This is a genomic window from Ruegeria sp. HKCCD7628 (genome assembly GCF_057221005.1).
Genome location: NZ_JBWVBA010000010.1, coordinates 76105 through 94352 on the forward strand (window position 1 = coordinate 76105; position 18248 = coordinate 94352).

The window sequence follows — 18248 nt, forward strand, 5'->3', positions numbered from 1 at the left end:
GACAACGCATGCAATCAACGGTGACAGATATGTCCGTGCAGGGAACTATCCTTGTCCTCGACAGGACCTCGACCAATCGCATCATGCTGAAGGTTCAGTTGACCGCAGCATGGTACCACGTCGTTCAAGGTGAAAAACTGGAAGGGCTGGCTGGGCTTTTACGGCGAACACGGCCTGATCTGGTTCTCACGGCCCAGACTCTGCCGGATGGAACAGCAACTGATGTCAAACAGCTTCTCGCGGCTGATCCGGACTTAGCCGATGTCCCTGTTGTTGCGATAGCGGCGCAAAACGACAAAGCCGCCCGGCTGAAAGCCCTTTCGGAGGGGCTGGACGACGTGCTGGTGCATCCCTTTAAGGATTCGCTTCTGCTGGCACAGGTCCGCAGCCTGTTGCGCGCTCGTGCTGAAACACAGGATCTGAAGCTAACTACAAACGTTCAACCATTGGGTTTCGCCGAGCCCGCAGTAAATCTGATCGCGCCACCCAAACCGTCGCGCGTGGCCGTTTTGGCCAGAACCGCGCGATCGGGTGCCGCGTGGCGAAATTTGCTTGCGGATCAGACAGGACATAACGTCTCCGCGCACACTTCTTCGAACCTGCAGGGCGTTTTATCAGGGCCGGTCCCGGACGCAATTGTAATAGAAGTCGGCACAACACTGGCGGGGCTCAATGTTCTGGCGGATCTGAAGTCCCGAGCGGCCACACGTCGCACAGTATTGATCGCGGTACTTGACCGCAATAACGCGACGCTCGCCGCCGAAGCACTCGACCGGGGGGCTGACGCGGTTTGCATGGGAGGCTTCTGTGTCGAGGAGGTTAGGCAGCGACTGACCAACAGGCTTGCCCGCAAAACCCAGATGGATCAGATGCGCGCATCGCTTCACAGGGGAATTGCGGAATCTTGGATTGATCCTCTGACCGGTCTGCACAACCGCCGATACGCCATGCGGGCTATGGATCAGATCGCGCGCAAGTCGTTACAGCTGGGTCAGGGTTTTGCCGTTATGCTGGCTGATCTAGACCATTTCAAATCCATTAATGACCAGTATGGCCACGCTGGCGGGGATATCGTTCTGACCGAGGCGGGAACCCGGATGGAACGTGCAATCGGATCCGATGGTTTTGTCGCGCGGATTGGTGGCGAAGAATTCATGATCGGGCTACCTCATGCCACTGAAACGAGGGCGGTCAATGTTGCGCGATCACTGTGTAATTGCATCAGACAAAAACCGTTCTCGCTACCGGACAATACAGAACCCGTTCCAGTCACTATCAGTATCGGTCTAATCACAACCCAGCCCACCCCATTTCAAACTGAGCCACTAGATGAGCTGATCAAGTCCGCCGATACGGCGCTTTATGCTGCCAAAAAGGCAGGGCGCAACCAAGTCAGGGTCAGACAATGCGCGGCCTGAGGCACTAATTCTTCCTCTTCTTGCCATGAGGACCATGACGCACAACCTCGTCAAGGCGGTCGGCGTAAAGCGCGCGTTCCGCGTCAGTCATGTCGGTGACCTGCTCTAGCCATTGACCTTGCAAGTTTGACTGCAATTCCGCCAAAGACTGTGACTGCTGCAACAAGATATCTTGCACCGTCTTGGGGTCAAAAGGGACTTCCCTCAAAGCAGCACTGAGGATCTCGAAATTCCGGACCCGATCCTTCGAACCGGCTTTATGGCGCGCTGAGAGTTGCCCACGCAGTGCCTTTCGATCCTCTTTCGGCAAGGCCCGGTACAGCGCCGATCCAAATCCCGGAGGCGCCTTGGCGTGATCTCCGCCCTTGACCCGCAGCACAGTTCCTACGGCGACACCAACCACAAGAAGGTTGAACCCCAAAGATACGGCCAACAAAACCTTCACCCATCTGCGTTTTGGTTTAGGATTGTCGCTCATTCCGCGCCCTCCAGAAATGAAGTGTCCAAATCGGCCAGAGCAAGCCCGGCTTCTTGCTGGTAGATATAGGTCGCAGGGTCCGGCAAAAAGTCGGGCGCAGCAAAGCCGATCCAAACGCCGGCCGCGCTGGCCGCCACCAAACCACCAAAGCTGTGCCAGCCGCCGATACCATCTAACACCCTAGCCCAATAAGAACGTCGGGGCCTGTCAGCAGCTTTGATCTGATTTAGGCGTACCTGCTCTGCATCTGTCAGGATACGAACCGTCAGATCATCAGAAAGCAAAGGCCGGTTCTCACGGGCCGTCGCAAACATCTCGTCCAGATTTTTTTCATCTTCGGTCATCGTCATACCCCAATTCCTCGCGACGCCCTGCCAGAATCCCGGCCAAGGCCCGCTTGCCACGTGCGGTCAGGCTTTCAACCGCTTCTACCGAAATCCCCATGACACCGGCGATCTCGGGGTTTGGCAGCTCTTCTATGTGCCGCAAAATAACTGCCTGACGTTGCCGTTCGGGCAGCTGCTCCAGTGCCAGCTGAAGCGCATCCTTGCGGGCTTCGTCCTGCATACGGTCCGCTACACTCGGACTGCCATCTTCTGGCTCGGGCACGTCAGCAAGCCGGTCAGGTTTGTTCTTGCGCATGTGATCAACGCACAGGTTCATCGTCACGCGATACAACCACGTCGACACTTTCGCCTGCCCCGATACCCAATCCGGCGCAACTTTCCACAGCCGCATCATTGCATCTTGGGTAACATCTTCGGCCTCGGCCCGATTGCCCAGCATGCGCATGGCGACCGACAAACACCGCGGCCCCAAACGGTCCGTCAAAATACGAGCAGCTGCGGCATCACCCTGTGCGAAAAGGCCCAGCAACGTATCGTCGCTGGGCATATCCGCAGCACGCGACTGGCTGCGGATGGAAGTGGATGAGGACGTCAGAGCCTCCATCCTGCATCAGCTGTCGTCAGTGTCCGACTTTGCCCGCTTTTTGTGATGGCGGCCCATCTTGTCCTTCGCATCGGCAAATTCCTGTTCCGAGATCGCCCCGTCGCTATCCGCGTCTATTCGATCAAACATCTTGTCAGCGCGGCGTGGTTTCGGCAACTCGTCCTGACTCAGAGACCCGTCCTGATTGGCGTCATGCTTCTCGAACATCTTGGTCACACGGTCATTGACCCTTTTCTGGCCAGCGGCCTGCATCTCTTCAATGGTCAACTGCCCATCTCCGTTCGTATCCGCATCAGTAAAGCGTTTGCTGCGATGGGCCAGCATTTCTTCCTTCGTCACCTGGCCATCGCTGTTGGCATCCAGTTCCTGGAAAGTCACAGGTTCGCGATCACGCGGCCCTGCGGCCAGTACAGAGGTGCCGGTGACGGCCACAGCCGCGATCAGGACTACCGGGATGAATTTGGCGCTTTTCATATCGTTTTCCTTTGTTTTCGCGGCCCTTTTGCCGCTGCTTACATGGGTTCAAACGATGCGGCGCCCGGGTTCCGTCGCGAAACTTTTAAAATTCCCAGAAAAAAACAGCGATGCAAAGCGACGCACCCCCCTTTTAAGTTGCACAAAAGATGCGCAATATCCGCTTTATTCAAACCCGCGAGTATCGAAATGACAGATCAAACGATAAACACTCTGCCCGAAGCGGAACGTGCCACCAAGCCAGCGTTGCTCAAAGGTTTTCGCGGTCGTTGCCCAAAATGCGGCGAAGGCAAACTGTTGAAAGGGTATCTGACGGTAAACGACAGCTGCTCGAATTGCGGGCAAGAACTGTTTCATCATCGCGCCGATGACGGGCCAGCATACCTGACAATCCTACTTGTGGGTCACCTTCTGGCCCCCGCCCTGCACGTAACGTATGTCGAATTCCGCCCAGAACCGCTGACCATGTTTCTGATCTTCGCAATCGGGTGCACCGCGTTGTCCTTGTTCCTTTTACCTCGCTTAAAAGGGGCCGTTGTGGCCTATCAGTGGGCACGTCGGATGCACGGGTTCGAGAACGCGTAATGCTTGTTTCCAACGAATTGACCCGCATATGATTCAGGACAAGACCGCAATCCGCAACGCGGCCACGGTTATTGTTCTGCGCGACCGCAAGACCGCCCCGTCGATCCTGATGGGTCAACGGGGGGCCAAGGCCGCTTTTATGCCCAACAAATTTGTCTTTCCCGGCGGAGCTGTTGACCCCGAGGATGCCGACATACCGCTGGCAAGCGAGTTGCCACCTGTGTGTTTTGATCGGCTAGGTGAACGCTCGGAACTTGGGTTGCAAGGTGCCCTTGCGGCGGCGGCAATTCGCGAACTTTGGGAAGAAACAGGTCTGGTCTTGGGCCAGCCGGGTAATTGGCCTGAACCCGCGCCATCGGATTGGCGCGGATTTGCCGAGCTGGGGTTTCGACCTTCGGCTGAGGCTTTGCAGTTCGTCTTTCGCGCGGTGACCCCACCCGGTCGCCCGCGCAGGTTTGATGCCCGTTTCTTTCTTGTTGATGCGTCGGCGATATGCGGGGACTTGGACGATTTCAGCCGCGCCTCGGATGAGTTGTCGCATCTGCAATGGATCCCACTCGACCGCGCGCGCGAGTTCGACCTTCCCTTTATCACCGAAGTCGTCCTGGCTGAAATCGCGGCACGGGTTTTGGATCCGGCGCCGCCCAGCTCGGTCCCCTTCCTGTTGAATCAGGAAGAGGAAAGTCTGTTCTTGAAACTCAAAGGCTATCCGATGCCTCTGACCGACTGAGGTCGGGCTTATTTCATCCGGCTGATAACAGTCGTGACTTCGGGTTTTTTACCAATCTCAGCTTTTGCGGTCTGACGCACGATGCGGCGCATGGCTTCTTCCAGCTTGTCATCATCACGCAGAGTCTTGGTATCCGCGCGCATCAGGAATTGGTTCAGATCTTCTTCCAGAACTTCAACCAACCCGGCACGAGACGATCCCATTTCGGGCAAGCCCATCGTGTCGCACCACGGCTCGCCCAGCGGCTCGTCTTCTTCGTCCAGAATAACCGTTACCGTCACGTGGCCATTCAGCGCCATGCGGATACGGTCACGAACAACACCGTCCAGCGCGCCGACCTTGACAGTGCCGTCCAGATAAGTCCGACCCGTCTCGACATAGTCCACCACTTTCGGTGCGTTGCCGGTCAGATCCAACATCGTGCCATTAACAGCCAGAATTCCGGTGCGCCCTCCAGCCTCGGCCAGCTTAGCATGCTCGCGCAGGTGGCGATGCTCACCATGCATTGGGATCACGATCTGCGGGTTGATCAGTGCATGTACCCTCTCAAGATCGGGACGGTTGGCATGACCCGACACGTGATACAGACCCGAGCTGTCATCGACAACATCCACACCTTTTTCGCTAAGCTGGTTGATGATGAAGATCACGCCCCGCTCGTTGCCCGGAATGGTTTTCGACGAAAACAGGAACAGATCGCCCTCTTTCAGTTCCAGACCGCGATACTTGCCACGTGCAAGCTGCGCGCTGGCGGCACGGCGTTCGCCTTGGCTGCCAGTCACGATCAACATCAGGTTTTGGCGTGGAACGTCCACCGCCTCTTCTGCACTGATGACTTTGGGGAAGTCCGACAGGATACCCGTTTCGGTCGCAGCCTCAATCATGCGGCGCATCGCGCGACCCAGCAACACGACCGAGCGTCCGGCCCGCTGCCCCGCCTCGGCCAAGGTTTTCACCCGCGCAACGTTGGACGCGAAGGTGGTTGCAACAACCATCCCCTCGGCGCTTTCAACCAGCTTGGTGATCTCGGGGCCAACCTCGGATTCCGATCGTCCGTCATGGGGCGAGAATACATTGGTGCTGTCACAAACCAGCGCCTTGACGCCCGGTTTGGCAATCTCGGCCCACAAATCGGCGTCGAAAGGCTCGCCCACCACCGGGTTGGTGTCCAGCTTGAAGTCACCCGAATGTACAATCCGTCCCGCTGGCGTATCTATTACCAACGCCGCACTTTCCGGGATCGAATGCGAGACCGGCAGGAAACCTACCGAGAACGGCCCCACCTGAACCTGCTCGGGCCAGGGCGAAACCGTTTGAACCGCATCCTCGGGATGGCCATGCTCTTCCATTTTCCGGCGTGCGATATTGGCAGTGAAAGCACGCGCATAAACCGGGGCGCCCAAAGCCTCGTAGCAATGGGCCACAGCACCGACGTGATCCTCGTGCGCGTGGGTCACAAAAACCGCTTCCAGCCGGTCGGCCCGCTCTTGCAGCCAAGAGATATCGGCATGGATCAGATCGACACCCGGCGTCGTATCCATATCCGGAAAGGTCACGCCAAGATCGACTAGGATCAACCTTTCCTGCCCGGGCTTTCCATAGCCGTAGACATAGGCGTTCATGCCGATTTCACCTGCACCGCCCAGCGGCAGATAGATCAGTCGTTCACTGCTCATGTTGAGCCATTTTCCTTGTTATAGCGATGGATCACGGTCAGTCCGTGCATCGTCAGATCATCTTCGATCGCGTCAAACCCTACATCCGCCTGATCAAACAGCGGGGCAAGCCCCCCGGTTCCGACAACCTTCATCGGATGGCCGTACTCGGCCTTGATCCGCGCAATCAGTCCTTCGATCAAGCCGGAATACCCCCAGTACACGCCGGATTGAATGCAGCCAACTGTATTCGTACCAATGACTTTGTCGGGGCGCGTGATATCAATATGCGGTAGAGCCGCAGCACCTTGGTGAAGCGCCTCAAGGCTGAGGTTCACACCCGGCGCAATAATACCCCCAACGTAGGCACCATCCGAGGCCACAACATCGAAATTGGTGGCAGTCCCGAAGTCGACCACCACAACGTCTCCGCCATGCCTGTCGAAGGCCCCAACCGCATTGGCCAGCCTGTCCGGTCCAGGAATAGTGCCCTCATCAATGCGCGGGGCCACCGGCAAAAGGCATTCAGGTTTGCCAACGACCAACGGGCGGCAACCAAAGAACCGGTCCGCGAAAATACGAAGGTTGAACACCACGCGCGGCACGGTCGAGGCGATCACCACATCGGTGATGTCCGCCTCGATCCCGTAGTGTTTCACTAATGTCGAATACCATGTGAAATAGGCATCTGCCGTGCGGGAATGATGGGTCGAGGTTCGCAACGTGCACAGAAACTGCTTACCATCCCAGATCGAAAAAACAGTGTTTGTGTTGCCGCAATCAATAGCCAAAAGCATTTGCGTTCCTCTCAGAAATACACGTCGGCGGCTGGGATCGCGACCCGGCCTTTGGCGGTGTTTAGGACAAGGTTACCGCTGGCGTCCACCGTTTCAAAAGTGCCCATCGTTTCGGACGTCGCTGTTTTGGCTGTAATCACTTCGCCCAAACGCGCGGCCCGATCCAACCATGCCGTACGGATCGGCTCGAACCCATAGGTCACGAGCTGCGTCTCATAGCGAGCAAACGCGGCGGCCAACTCTGTTAGGAAATCCTCGGGCATGACGTCTGCGCCGGTCTCGGACAAAAGCGAAACGGGTCGGACCGCACCCTCCTCCAGCGCGTCGGTTGGTGGGGACTGAGACAGATTGACCCCGATCCCAATCGCCAAGTGAGACAGGTCGCGCCCTTGGCCCGTACTCTCCAGCAATATCCCCGCAAGTTTTCCGCCGTTCAGCAGCACATCATTTGGCCATTTCAAAGACAGCCCATCGGACCGCCCCGAGACAGCAACACAGGCATCAAACAGAGCGAGGGCTGCAACAAAGCTCCGCAACGCTGCTTGTTCGGGATTACCACTTGGTCGCATCAATAAAGTGGCAGCCAGGTTTCCAACCGGATTGGCCCATGCACGTCCCCGACGTCCACGCGCCGCAGTTTGGTTATAGGCCATGATCCACACTGGCCCCGCCGCCGTTGGTGCGATGCGCGAAGCTTCGTTCAACGTACTGTCAACCGTTTGCAACACATGCAAACCGTAACCTTGTGGCCAATCCGTCATGGTAAAAAGGCCCGGTCCAACGACCGAGCCCCTCTGATTTGTGTGATTTCAGGGTTAATTGACAAGCGTCGCCGCCGCAGCAGCTGCCGCGCCTTCAACACCAAATTGATAGAAGATTCCCACCAGCATCAAAGCAGCCGACCCCATCAGGGCGACCCACAGAACAGGCGTCGACCGCGTTTCAATCGGGTCTTCGTTTTCTTCGCCGAAATACATGTAGAACACGATCCGCAGGTAATAGAACGCACCGATGACCGATGCGATGGCCGACACGATCACCAGACCCGTCAGGCCCGCGCTCACACCGGCCTGCCAAACGCCAAACTTGGCGAAGAAACCCAGCATCGGCGGTACGCCCGCAAGGCTGAACATCAGGATCAGAACCGCAAGCGCCTTGCCCGGGTCACGTTTGGAATACTGCCGCAGCGCGTCAATATCCGTGACGGGCTTGCCGTCCCGCTCCATCATCAGGATGAACGCAAAGGTGCCGATATTCATGGTCACATAGATCGCCAGATACATCAGCATCGCCTTGACGCCCATTTCCGTACCCGCCGCCAGACCGATCAGCGCATAGCCCATATGCGCAATCGACGAAAATGCCATCAGTCGCTTGATGTCACGCTGCCCGATCGCAGCCACTGCACCCAACAGCATCGACAAGACCGAGAGCAGAACGATCACCTGCTGCCAGTCCTTGATCACGCCGCCGAACGCGTCATGCAGCAGCCGCGCAAATAGCGCCATCGCCGCCACTTTCGGCGCGGTAGCGAAGAAAGCTGTGATTGGTGTCGGTGAGCCTTCGTATACGTCCGGCGTCCACATGTGGAACGGCACGGCTGACACTTTGAAGGCCAGCCCCGAGATCAGGAAGATCAGGCCAAACAGCAGTCCGACCGAGACGTCTCCGTGATGGACCGTCTGGATGATGCCCGAGAACAGCGTGGTGCCCGTGAAGCCATATACAAGCGACGCACCGTACAGCAACAAGCCCGAGCTTAGCGCGCCCAGAACGAAATACTTCAGACCAGCCTCGGTGGATTTTGCACTGTCGCGGCGCAGAGCGGCCACGACGTACAGCGCCAGCGATTGCAGCTCCAACCCCATATACAGGGACATCAGATCACCGGCGCTGACCATCATCATCATACCCACGGCGGCAAGTGCCACCAGCAAGGGGTATTCGAACCGCAACAGCCCGCGACGCGACATGTAATCCTGGCTCATCAACAGAACGGCTGCCGCAGATAGCAGGATCGCTACCTTGGCAAAGCGCGAGAACCCGTCATCGACGAACATGCCATTGAAGGCCACGTTGGTGCCGTCGCCATTGGTGGCGATCCAAATCGCCAGCAGCGCCATCAGGCCCGAGGTCGCCCAGACCAGAACCGGGGCCAGCCCGTCTTTTGTGGTGTAGACAGCCCCGATCAGCGCCGCCATCGCATATACGGCCAGAACGATCTCTGGCAGGATGATTGTCAGATCAGCTTGGATCATCTCCGAAGCTCCCTTAATGCGAAGCGGCTGTCTGGATCACGGCCTCAGCCGCGGCCAGAGCCGTGTCATAGTTCGAAATCAGTGCGGCGGTCGAGTCGCCGATCACATCGGTTACCAGCGACGGATAGACACCCAGCAGGATGGTCATCACGATCAGCGGTGCAAAGATCAGCCGCTCGCGCGAGCTCATGTCCGTCATCGCCTTGAGGCTTTCCTTGATCAGATCGCCAAAGACCACTCGACGGTATAGCCACAGCGCATACCCGGCCGAGAAGATCACCCCGGTCGCAGCCACCGCCGTTACCCATGTGTTGACCTGGAAGGCTCCCATCAAGGTCAGGAATTCGCCGATAAAGCCCGAGGTGCCAGGCAGACCGACATTCGCCATGGTGAACAGCATGAAGACCAGCGCATAAGCGGGCATCCGGATCACCAAGCCGCCATATGCGTCAATGTCACGGGTGTGCATCCGGTCATAGATCACGCCGACACACAGGAACAACGCCGCCGAGATGAACCCGTGGCTGATCATCTGGAAGATCGCGCCATCAATCCCCTGCTGGTTCGCCGCAAAAATCCCCATGGTCACAAAACCCATATGCGCGACCGAAGAATAGGCGATCAGCTTTTTCATATCCTCCTGCACCAGCGCCACCAGCGAGGTGTAGACAACCGCAATCGCCGACATCCACAGCACCAGATCGGTCATCACCGCCGAGCCCACTGGGAACATCGGCAAGCTGAACCGTAGGAAGCCATAGCCGCCCATCTTCAGCAGAATCGCCGCCAGAACGACCGAGCCCGCCGTCGGGGCCTGCACGTGCGCGTCTGGCAACCAGGTATGCACCGGCCACATTGGCATTTTCACCGCGAAAGATGCAAAGAACGCCAGGAACATCAGCGTCTGCATTCCGCCGACAATATAGACACCCATCACGCTGAAGCTTTCAGACGAGAACTGATGGCTCATCAGTGCTTCGATATCCGTGGTGCCTGCATCCGCGTACATGGCAACCATCGCCACCAGCATCAGCACCGAGCCGAGGAAGGTATAGAGGAAGAATTTGAAGCTGGCATAGATGCGGTTCGCCCCGCCCCAGATGCCGATGATCAGGAACATCGGGATCAGACCGGCCTCGAAGAACAGGTAGAACAGCACCAGATCCAGTGCCATGAACACGCCCAGCATCAGCGTTTCCAGCAGCAGGAAGGCGATCATGTATTCCTTGACCCGGTCGGTCACATTCCAGCTGGCCAGAATGGTCAGCGGCATGATGAAAGTGGTCAGCAGCACGAACAACACGCTGATGCCGTCCACGCCCATCTTGTATTTCAGGCCCAGCAGCCACTCACCCTCTTCCACCATCTGAAAGCCGGTGTTCGAGGGGTCAAAGCCTGTATAGATGCCAATCGAGACAAGGAACGTCACCGTGGTCGCCACCAGCGCGACCCATTTCGCGTTGCGCTGCGCGGCGTCGTCATCTCCGTGCAGGAACAGGGCCAGAATGGCCGCTGCCACAGCGGGGATGAAAGTAACGATCGAGAGGATATTATCCATTAGTGTGCGCCTCCGCCGATCGACATCCAGGTGACAAGGGCTGCAATCCCCAAGACCATCCAGAAGGCATAAGTAAAGATGTAGCCCGTCTGCGCCTTGCCTGCGAGGCGGGTGAAGAAGGGAACAACGCCCATGGCGATCCCGTTCAGGAAGCCGTCAATGGTGTTGCCATCTCCGCGTTTCCACAGGAACCGTCCAAGCGCCACGGTGGGTTTGACGAAGATCACATTGTAGATTTCGTCAAAGTACCACTTGTTCAGCAGGAACAGGTACAGCGGCCGCTGGTTCGCTGCCAGACGTCCTGGCAGAGACGGGTTCACGATGTAGAACCAATAGGCCATCGCAAAGCCCAGCAGCATCGCAACAAAGGGTGAAAACTTGACCCACTTAGGCGCCGCATGCGCATCGTCCAGCACGTGGTTGTCCGGCGCCATATACAGCGCGCCCTCGCCCGGCTCACCTGCGAAAACATAGTGATGATCGCCATGAGCATCCTTTTCACCATGACCGTCATCCGCGTGGTCATCGCCGTGGCTATCATCTGCGTGGCTATCATCGCCATGCGCGTCGGCTTTGCCGTGATCACCGGCCTCGGCATGTTCCGACGCCTCAGCCACCGGGATGCCATAGAACTTGCCGACCTTGTCCGCGTGACCGAAGAAATTGCCGTACCAAATCATGCCCGCAAAGACCGCGCCCAGCGAGAGAACGCCCAGCGGCACCAGCATGACCATCGGGCTTTCATGCGCATGGTCATGCGTATGTTTGTCGCCGCGCGGCGTGCCGTAGAAGGTCAGGAAGATCAGACGCCAGCTGTAGAAGGACGTAAACGCCGCCGCTACGACCAGCAGCCAGAAGCCATAGGAAGACCCACCGGCATAGGCGCTCTCGATGATCGCATCCTTCGACAGGAAACCAGCGAAACCGAAGGTCGTCAGCGGAATGCCCACACCGGTGATGGCCAGTGTGCCAATCATCATCGCCCAGAACGTATAGGGGATCTTTTTGCGCAATCCACCATACTCGGTCATCTCTTGTTCGTGATGCATAGCGTGGATCACCGACCCTGCCCCAAGGAACAACAGCGCCTTGAAGAAGGCGTGTGTGAACAGGTGGAACATCGCCGCCGAATACATGCCGACACCTGCGGCCACAAACATGTAGCCCAGCTGCGAACAGGTCGAATAGGCAATGACGCGCTTGATGTCGGTCTGAACCAGACCCACAGTCGCCGCAAAAAACGCGGTCGAAGCTCCCAGCACGGTGATGAATCCGGTCGCACCCGGCGCGAACTCCATAAGCGGCGACATACGGCATACAAGGAACACACCCGCCGTCACCATGGTCGCGGCGTGGATCAGGGCCGACACAGGCGTCGGGCCTTCCATCGCGTCGGGCAACCATGTGTGCAGGATCAACTGCGCCGATTTCCCCATCGCGCCGATAAACAACAGCACGCAGATGACCTCAACAGCGGTCCATTCGCCCCACAGGAAGTGCAGCTTCTCTTCGGCCAAGGCGGGCGCCGAGGCGAAAATGTCCGAGAAGTTGATGCTGTCGGTCAGCAAGAACAGCGCGAAAATCCCCAGCGCAAAGCCAAAGTCGCCGACACGGTTCACGATAAACGCTTTCATCGCCGCCTCATTGGCCGATGGCTTGCGATAATAAAACCCGATCAGCAAGTAGGATGCGACGCCCACGCCTTCCCAGCCAAAGAACATCTGCACCAGATTGTCCGCCGTCACCAGCATCAGCATCGCGAAGGTAAAGAAGGACAGATAGGCGAAGAAACGCGGCTTATAGCTCTCGCCCTCGCGCCATTGCGGGTCGTGATCCATGTAGCCGAAGGAATAGAGGTGCACGAGCGCCGAAACCGTCGTCACCACGATCAGCATGATCGCGGTCAGACGGTCCAGACGGATGGCCCAGCTTGTCGACAACGATCCGCTCTCGATCCAGCGCATAATCTCGATCTGTTGCGTCACCCCGTCGAAGGCAAAGAACACGATCCACGACAGCAGACAGGCCAGAAACAGCAGGCCCGTTGCGGTCCACATGGCGGCTTTCTCACCAATGAACCGCCAGCCGAAACCGCAGATCAACGCGCCCACCAGCGGGGCAAAGAGGATGGTGGTTTCCATAGTTCTCTTAGCCCTTCATCATATTGACGTCTTCAACCGCGATGGTGCCACGGTTGCGGAAGAAGCAGACCAGAATGGCCAGACCAATCGCCGCCTCGGCGGCCGCAACTGTCAGGACAAACAGCGTAAACACCTGTCCGACCAGATCGCCCAGGAAACTGGAAAACGCCACGAGGTTGATATTCACCGCCAAAAGCATCAACTCGATGCTCATCAGCAGGATGATGACGTTCTTGCGGTTCAGGAAGAGACCGAAGATGCCGATGACGAACAGCGTCGCCGCCACAGTCAGGTAATGTTCAAGTCCGATCATTTTCTTTCGGTCCCATTCGTTTCCTGTTTTTCGCGGCCCTATACCCGATCCAACCAAGTACAACAGGCACCGCAATTAGTATTTTTAGCAGCCGGTACTCCATTGGAAGTACCAGCGGCAATGTCACAACCCCTGCCCCGGTTTCACGTCCTTCAGCTCCATCGCCTTGGCCGGGTCGCGCATCATTTGGCCGATGATGTCCTGACGTTTGATGTCCTGACGGTGGCGAAGGGTCAGTACGATGGCGCCAATCATAGCCACCAGCAGGATCAGACCCGCCAGTTGAAACAGAAGGAAGTATTGGTCGTAAAGGATGACACCCAGCGCCTCGGTGTTGTGGCGGTCGGTCGGAACCGGTTGGGCCAGATTGGCCTCAACGCCTTGCGCGCTGTCCCATGCACCGAACGCCATGACGAACTGCATCAGGATGACCAGACCGATCAGCAATGCCAGCGGCATATAACGCGCCATCTCGGCCTTAAGCTCGGCAAAGTCGACGTCCAGCATCATCACCACGAACAGGAACAACACCGCGACCGCGCCCACATAGACGATGATCAGCAGCATCGCCACGAACTCGGCCCCCAGCAGCACGAACAGCCCCGCCGAGGACAGGAAGGACAGTATCAGCCAAAGCACTGAGTGCACCGGCTGGCGGCTGATCACCGTGAACAGGCCGCCGGTGATGGCGCTGATGGCAAACAAATAGAAGGCAAAGACGGTCATTGATCCTCATCCTTGTTGTCGTCCATGACCTCTTGCGCCAGATCCAGCGCACGGGTCATGGCCGGGATGCCAGCAAACACCGACATCTGACCGATCGTTTCCACGATCTCTTGTTTTCTGGCCCCGGCTTCCAGAGCGTGACGCACGGTTTGACGCACCGCGGTATCGGCCTGCGCGCCCTGACAGGTCAGCCCGGCCAGCGTCAGCAACAGGCGGGTTTTGGCGTCCAGTCCGTCCTTGTTGACGGTGTTGCCGAACATCATCTCCATGATCTCTTTTGGCATGGTCGGCCAAAGCGCCTCGAACCCTTTGGGCGAGAAGTTCTCCATCGCCGGGTTCATCGCCTTGGCCATGTCCTGAGCCTGACGCATCATCAGCTCGAACGGATTTGTCGGCGTGTCATTCATCGGTACGGCGCATCCATTTCCAGATTGCGGGCGATCTCGGCTTCCCAGCGTTCGCCGTTGTCGAGCAGTTTTTCCTTGTCGTAGAACAGCTCTTCGCGGGTTTCCGTGGCGAATTCGAAATTCGGACCTTCGACGATGGCATCGACCGGGCAGGCCTCCTGGCAGAAGCCGCAATAGATACACTTGGTCATGTCGATATCATACCGCGTGGTGCGGCGGCTGCCGTCTTCGCGCGGTTCGGCGTCGATGGTGATGGCCTGGGCCGGGCAGATCGCCTCGCACAGTTTACAGGCGATGCAGCGTTCCTCGCCGTTTGGATAACGGCGCAGGGCGTGTTCGCCACGAAAACGAGGGGACAGCGGTCCCTTTTCATGCGGGTAATTCACGGTGGCCTTCGGGGCAAAGAAGTACTTCAGACCCAGTTTCATCCCGACCCAGAAGTCCTGCAGCAGAAAGTACTTAGCGGCGCGGGTATAGTCGATTTGGGTCATATCAGCCTCCTACGCTCCAACGGGCGAACGCGCCCCAGAACCAGTCGAATTTCGCCGCAAAGGCCACGAAAACCACCCATACCAGCGAGAATGGCAGGAACACCTTCCACCCCAGACGCATCAGCTGGTCGTAACGGTAGCGGGGCGTGATCGCCTTGACCATCGCGAAGAGGAAGAAGAAGAACGCCATCTTGGCGACCATCCACAAAACGCCATCCGGCAGGCCGGGGATTGGCGACAGCCAGCCACCAAAGAACAGCAGAGAGATCAACGCGCACATCAGGAAGATGGCGATGTATTCCCCTGCCATGAACAGCAGGAAGGGCGTGGCCGAGTACTCGACCTGATAGCCTGCGACCAGTTCCGATTCCGCCTCGGGCAGGTCAAAGGGTGGTCGGTTGGTTTCGGCCAACGCCGAGATGAAGAACAGGAACACCATCGGGAAATGCGGCAGCCAGTACCAGCTAAAGAAGCCAAACCGACCGTCCTGTGCCTCGACGATGTTTCCAAAATTCATCGACCCGGTCGAGATGATCACGCCGATGATGATCAGGCCCAACGAGACCTCGTACGAAATCATCTGCGCGGCAGACCGCAGTGACCCAAGGAATGGGTACTTTGAGTTCGACGCCCAACCGCCCATAATCACGCCATAAACTTCCAACGACGATACAGCAAAGACATAAAGGATCGCCACGTTCAGGTCGGACAGAACCCAGCCATCGTTGAACGGGATCACCGCCCAGGCGATCATCGCAAGCACGAAGGATGTCAGCGGCGCCAGCATAAAGACCGTGCGGTCGGCACCTGCCGGAATGACAACCTCTTTCACCACGTATTTCAGCGCATCCGCCACCGATTGCAGCAAGCCATAGACACCCACCACGTTGGGCCCCCGGCGCATCTGGACCGCCGCCCAAATCTTGCGGTCGCCATAGACGAGGAACAACAGAGAGATCATCACAAAGGCAACGACTGCAAGCACTTGCGCCAGAATGATGATGGCTATTCCGCCTGGGGTGTTAAAGAATTCAGCCATTGGTCCTCACACCGTGGGTATTCCGTTTTACGCGCGCGATACGAAGGCCAGATGCCTGCGCATTTAGCGGCTGGGTCGGCGCGTTGGTGTAAACAGCATCTGTCGCCATTGCGCCACCCTTAATCTTGAGTTTCACACACAAATCAGGCGCGGCGTACTGCCACCCGGCAGTCGCCTTACCTTGCGATATGAAACAGTTCTGGTTCATTCCGCTGCAATCTTCTCGGATTTAAGAGCCAGCGCCTGCGCCGAGAGCTCGGCCATCAACTGCGACGCCCGGGCAATCGGGTTGGTCAGATAGAAATCCTTGACGGCATAGCGGAAGGTTGCCTTGCCTAGTGGACCTGCATCCAACACCTGAGCTTCGTTCTCGATCACCTCATCAACGCGAGCCAGATGTGGAACCGCCTCGATCAGAGTGGTGCGCAATTGCGCCAGCGAGTCGAAAGGCAATGTGGCACCCAGCTCGGCCGAGAGCGCACGCAGGATCGCCCAGTTTTCCTTGGCCTCACCGGGCGCAAAGCCAGCACGCATGGCCAGTTGCGGGCGACCTTCGGTGTTGACGAACAGGCCGTTTTCCTCGGTGTAGGCCGCGCCAGGCAGGATCACGTCGGCACGGTGTGCACCCCGATCTCCGTGGCTGCCCTGATAGATGACAAAGGCACCCTCACCAATCTCGACCTCATCCGCGCCCAGATTGTAGATCACGTCTGCAGCGCTGACTGCGTCCATGCCGCTGTCGTTCGTCGCGTCCACGTCCATTGCGCCGACACGCGATGCTGCGGTGTGCAGAACGATCAGGCCGCTTTCGGTGTTGGCGGCAATGGCTTGCGCTGCGGCCAGAACGGCGGCCCCGTCAGCCTCTTGCAGCGCACCCTGACCAACGATCACCAGTGACGGCTTGCCCTTGATCTCATCATCACCGCCCATATCCACGGCAGCCTGCAGGGCGGCGCGGTCGTCACCCATATGATGGTAGGGATACGTCAGTTCCGCAGCGGGCCCGACCAGGGCCACTTCGGCCCCATGCGCCCACGCTTTGCGAATACGCGCGTTCAGAACCGGCGCTTCGTCGCGCGGGTTGGTGCCGATCAGCAAAATGCGTTCCGCCGAGTCGATATCTTCGATCGCGGCGGTGCCGGCATAAGCCCCACGATTGCCCGCAGGCAACTTAGCACCGTCGGTACGGCATTCGACAACACCGCCCTGCCCCTCGATCATCTGTTTCAGGGCAAACGCAGCCTCAACCGGGGCCAGATCTCCCACGATACCGGCGGGTTTCTCGGCTCCTTTCAGCGCTTCGGCAGCTTTGGTCAAAGCCTCGGGCCAGGTCGCCGGGCGCAATTTGCCATTCTCGCGCACGTAAGGCTTGTCAAGACGCTGGCGACGCAGCCCATCCCAGACAAACCGCGTCTTGTCGCTGATCCATTCCTCGTTCACGCCATCATGGTTGCGCGGAAGGAACCGCATCACTTCGCGTCCCTTGGTGTCTACGCGAATGTTCGAGCCCAGAGCATCCATGACATCGACGCTTTCGGTCTTGGTCAATTCCCACGGACGGGCGGTAAAGGCGTAAGGCTTCGAGGTCAGCGCCCCAACCGGGCACAAATCGATGATGTTCCCCTGCAGATTCGATTGCAGAGTCTCGTTTAGATACGAGGTGATCTCGGCATCTTCACCGCGCCCGGTCTGGCCCATCTGGGTGATCCCGGCGACCTCGGTAGTGAAGCGCACACAGCGCGTGCAGCTGATGCAGCGCGTCATCGCGGTGCCGACCAATGGCCCCAAATCCAGATCATCAACCGCGCGTTTGGCTTCCTTGAAGCGAGAGCCCGAAACACCGTAGGCCATCGCCTGATCCTGCAGATCACATTCGCCACCCTGATCGCAGATGGGGCAATCCAGCGGGTGATTGATCAGCAGGAACTCCATCACCCCTTCGCGGGCCTTCTTAACCATGGGCGAGTTCGTCTTGACCACCGGCGCCTGACCTTCCGGCCCAGGACGCAGGTCGCGCACCTGCATCGCGCAGGACGCCGCCGGTTTCGGCGGTCCCCCGACGACTTCGACCAGACACATCCGGCAGTTTCCGGCAATAGAAAGACGCTCGTGGTAGCAGAAACGCGGGACCTCGACCCCGGCCTCTTCACAAGCTTGGATCAGGGTCATCGAGCCATCAACTTCGATTTCCTGCCCATCGATATTCACTTTGCGGAGGTCAGACATG

The 18248-nt window shown here is 58.1% G+C and carries 19 protein-coding genes; 3 read left to right on the forward strand and 16 right to left on the reverse strand.

Annotated features, from left to right (window positions below; translation table 11 throughout):
- Window positions 1–29: 29 nt before the first annotated feature.
- Window positions 30–1418 (forward strand): diguanylate cyclase, encoded by a 1389-nt coding sequence (locus AC2TAD_RS18095; protein ID WP_480869293.1) that lies wholly within the window; start codon window positions 30–32, stop codon window positions 1416–1418.
- Window positions 1419–1422: 4 nt separating this feature from the next.
- Here the strand turns inward: AC2TAD_RS18095 and AC2TAD_RS18100 are convergent, their stop codons facing one another.
- The 4 genes from AC2TAD_RS18100 to AC2TAD_RS18115 are packed head-to-tail and all read right to left on the reverse strand — an operon-like array spanning window position 1423 to window position 3321.
- A complete protein-coding gene (locus AC2TAD_RS18100; protein ID WP_170352634.1) occupies window positions 1423–1896 on the reverse strand; it encodes a periplasmic heavy metal sensor in 474 nt (157 codons plus the stop codon).
- Window positions 1893–2246 (reverse strand): hypothetical protein, encoded by a 354-nt coding sequence (locus AC2TAD_RS18105; protein WP_234899558.1) that lies wholly within the window; start codon window positions 2244–2246, stop codon window positions 1893–1895. Before AC2TAD_RS18105 ends, AC2TAD_RS18100 begins: the two co-directional genes overlap by 4 nt.
- Window positions 2227–2847 (reverse strand): RNA polymerase sigma factor, encoded by a 621-nt coding sequence (locus tag AC2TAD_RS18110; protein ID WP_480869296.1) that lies wholly within the window; start codon window positions 2845–2847, stop codon window positions 2227–2229. Before AC2TAD_RS18110 ends, AC2TAD_RS18105 begins: the two co-directional genes overlap by 20 nt.
- 6 nt (window positions 2848–2853) lie before the next feature.
- Window positions 2854–3321, reverse strand: coding sequence for an EF-hand domain-containing protein (locus AC2TAD_RS18115; RefSeq protein ID WP_480869297.1), 468 nt, complete (start codon window positions 3319–3321; stop codon window positions 2854–2856).
- A gap of 189 nt (window positions 3322–3510) precedes the next feature.
- Here AC2TAD_RS18115 and AC2TAD_RS18120 point away from each other — a divergent pair, with 189 nt between their 5' ends.
- Window positions 3511–3906 (forward strand): DUF983 domain-containing protein, encoded by a 396-nt coding sequence (locus AC2TAD_RS18120; protein WP_170352630.1) that lies wholly within the window; start codon window positions 3511–3513, stop codon window positions 3904–3906.
- A 28-nt stretch (window positions 3907–3934) separates the two neighbouring features.
- On the forward strand, window positions 3935–4636 hold the full coding sequence (locus AC2TAD_RS18125) for an NUDIX hydrolase (RefSeq protein ID WP_480869299.1): 702 nt from the start codon (window positions 3935–3937) through the stop codon (window positions 4634–4636).
- Between the two features lie 8 nt (window positions 4637–4644).
- Here AC2TAD_RS18125 and AC2TAD_RS18130 read toward each other — a convergent pair whose 3' ends face one another.
- From AC2TAD_RS18130 to nuoG, 12 genes are all read right to left on the reverse strand, one after another.
- Window positions 4645–6312: a ribonuclease J gene (locus AC2TAD_RS18130; protein ID WP_480869301.1), complete on the reverse strand. Its 1668-nt coding sequence runs from the start codon at window positions 6310–6312 to the stop codon at window positions 4645–4647.
- Entirely contained in the window at window positions 6309–7088 is a 780-nt protein-coding gene (locus AC2TAD_RS18135; protein ID WP_170352627.1) for a type III pantothenate kinase, read from the reverse strand. The genes AC2TAD_RS18130 and AC2TAD_RS18135 overlap by 4 nt, the downstream gene beginning before the upstream one ends.
- Before the next feature lie 11 nt (window positions 7089–7099).
- A complete protein-coding gene (locus AC2TAD_RS18140) occupies window positions 7100–7849 on the reverse strand; it encodes a biotin--[acetyl-CoA-carboxylase] ligase (RefSeq protein ID WP_480869303.1) in 750 nt (249 codons plus the stop codon).
- A 54-nt stretch (window positions 7850–7903) separates the two neighbouring features.
- Window positions 7904–9346, reverse strand: a complete 1443-nt coding sequence (gene nuoN / locus AC2TAD_RS18145) for an NADH-quinone oxidoreductase subunit NuoN (protein ID WP_480869305.1) — start codon at window positions 9344–9346, stop codon at window positions 7904–7906.
- Between the two features lie 13 nt (window positions 9347–9359).
- A complete protein-coding gene (locus AC2TAD_RS18150; protein ID WP_170352624.1) occupies window positions 9360–10904 on the reverse strand; it encodes an NADH-quinone oxidoreductase subunit M in 1545 nt (514 codons plus the stop codon).
- Window positions 10904–13045 carry an NADH-quinone oxidoreductase subunit L gene (nuoL, locus tag AC2TAD_RS18155; RefSeq protein ID WP_480869307.1) on the reverse strand — a complete coding sequence of 714 codons (2142 nt, stop codon included), beginning with the start codon at window positions 13043–13045 and terminating at the stop codon, window positions 10904–10906. The genes AC2TAD_RS18150 and nuoL overlap by 1 nt, the downstream gene beginning before the upstream one ends.
- A 7-nt stretch (window positions 13046–13052) precedes the next feature.
- A complete protein-coding gene (gene nuoK, locus AC2TAD_RS18160) occupies window positions 13053–13358 on the reverse strand; it encodes an NADH-quinone oxidoreductase subunit NuoK (protein WP_005984024.1) in 306 nt (101 codons plus the stop codon).
- A gap of 123 nt (window positions 13359–13481) precedes the next feature.
- A complete protein-coding gene (locus AC2TAD_RS18165; protein ID WP_170752153.1) occupies window positions 13482–14084 on the reverse strand; it encodes an NADH-quinone oxidoreductase subunit J in 603 nt (200 codons plus the stop codon).
- Window positions 14081–14491, reverse strand: coding sequence for a carboxymuconolactone decarboxylase family protein (locus AC2TAD_RS18170; RefSeq protein ID WP_170752155.1), 411 nt, complete (start codon window positions 14489–14491; stop codon window positions 14081–14083). Before AC2TAD_RS18170 ends, AC2TAD_RS18165 begins: the two co-directional genes overlap by 4 nt.
- The gene (nuoI, locus tag AC2TAD_RS18175) at window positions 14488–14982 is read right to left on the reverse strand and encodes an NADH-quinone oxidoreductase subunit NuoI (RefSeq protein WP_039524264.1); all 495 of its coding nucleotides are present in this window, start codon (window positions 14980–14982) and stop codon (window positions 14488–14490) included. Before nuoI ends, AC2TAD_RS18170 begins: the two co-directional genes overlap by 4 nt.
- 1 nt (window position 14983) lies before the next feature.
- A complete protein-coding gene (gene nuoH / locus AC2TAD_RS18180) occupies window positions 14984–16021 on the reverse strand; it encodes an NADH-quinone oxidoreductase subunit NuoH (protein ID WP_170352620.1) in 1038 nt (345 codons plus the stop codon).
- 204 nt (window positions 16022–16225) lie between these two features.
- Window positions 16226–18247, reverse strand: coding sequence for an NADH-quinone oxidoreductase subunit NuoG (gene nuoG, locus AC2TAD_RS18185; RefSeq protein ID WP_170352619.1), 2022 nt, complete (start codon window positions 18245–18247; stop codon window positions 16226–16228).
- Window position 18248 lies beyond the last annotated feature (1 nt).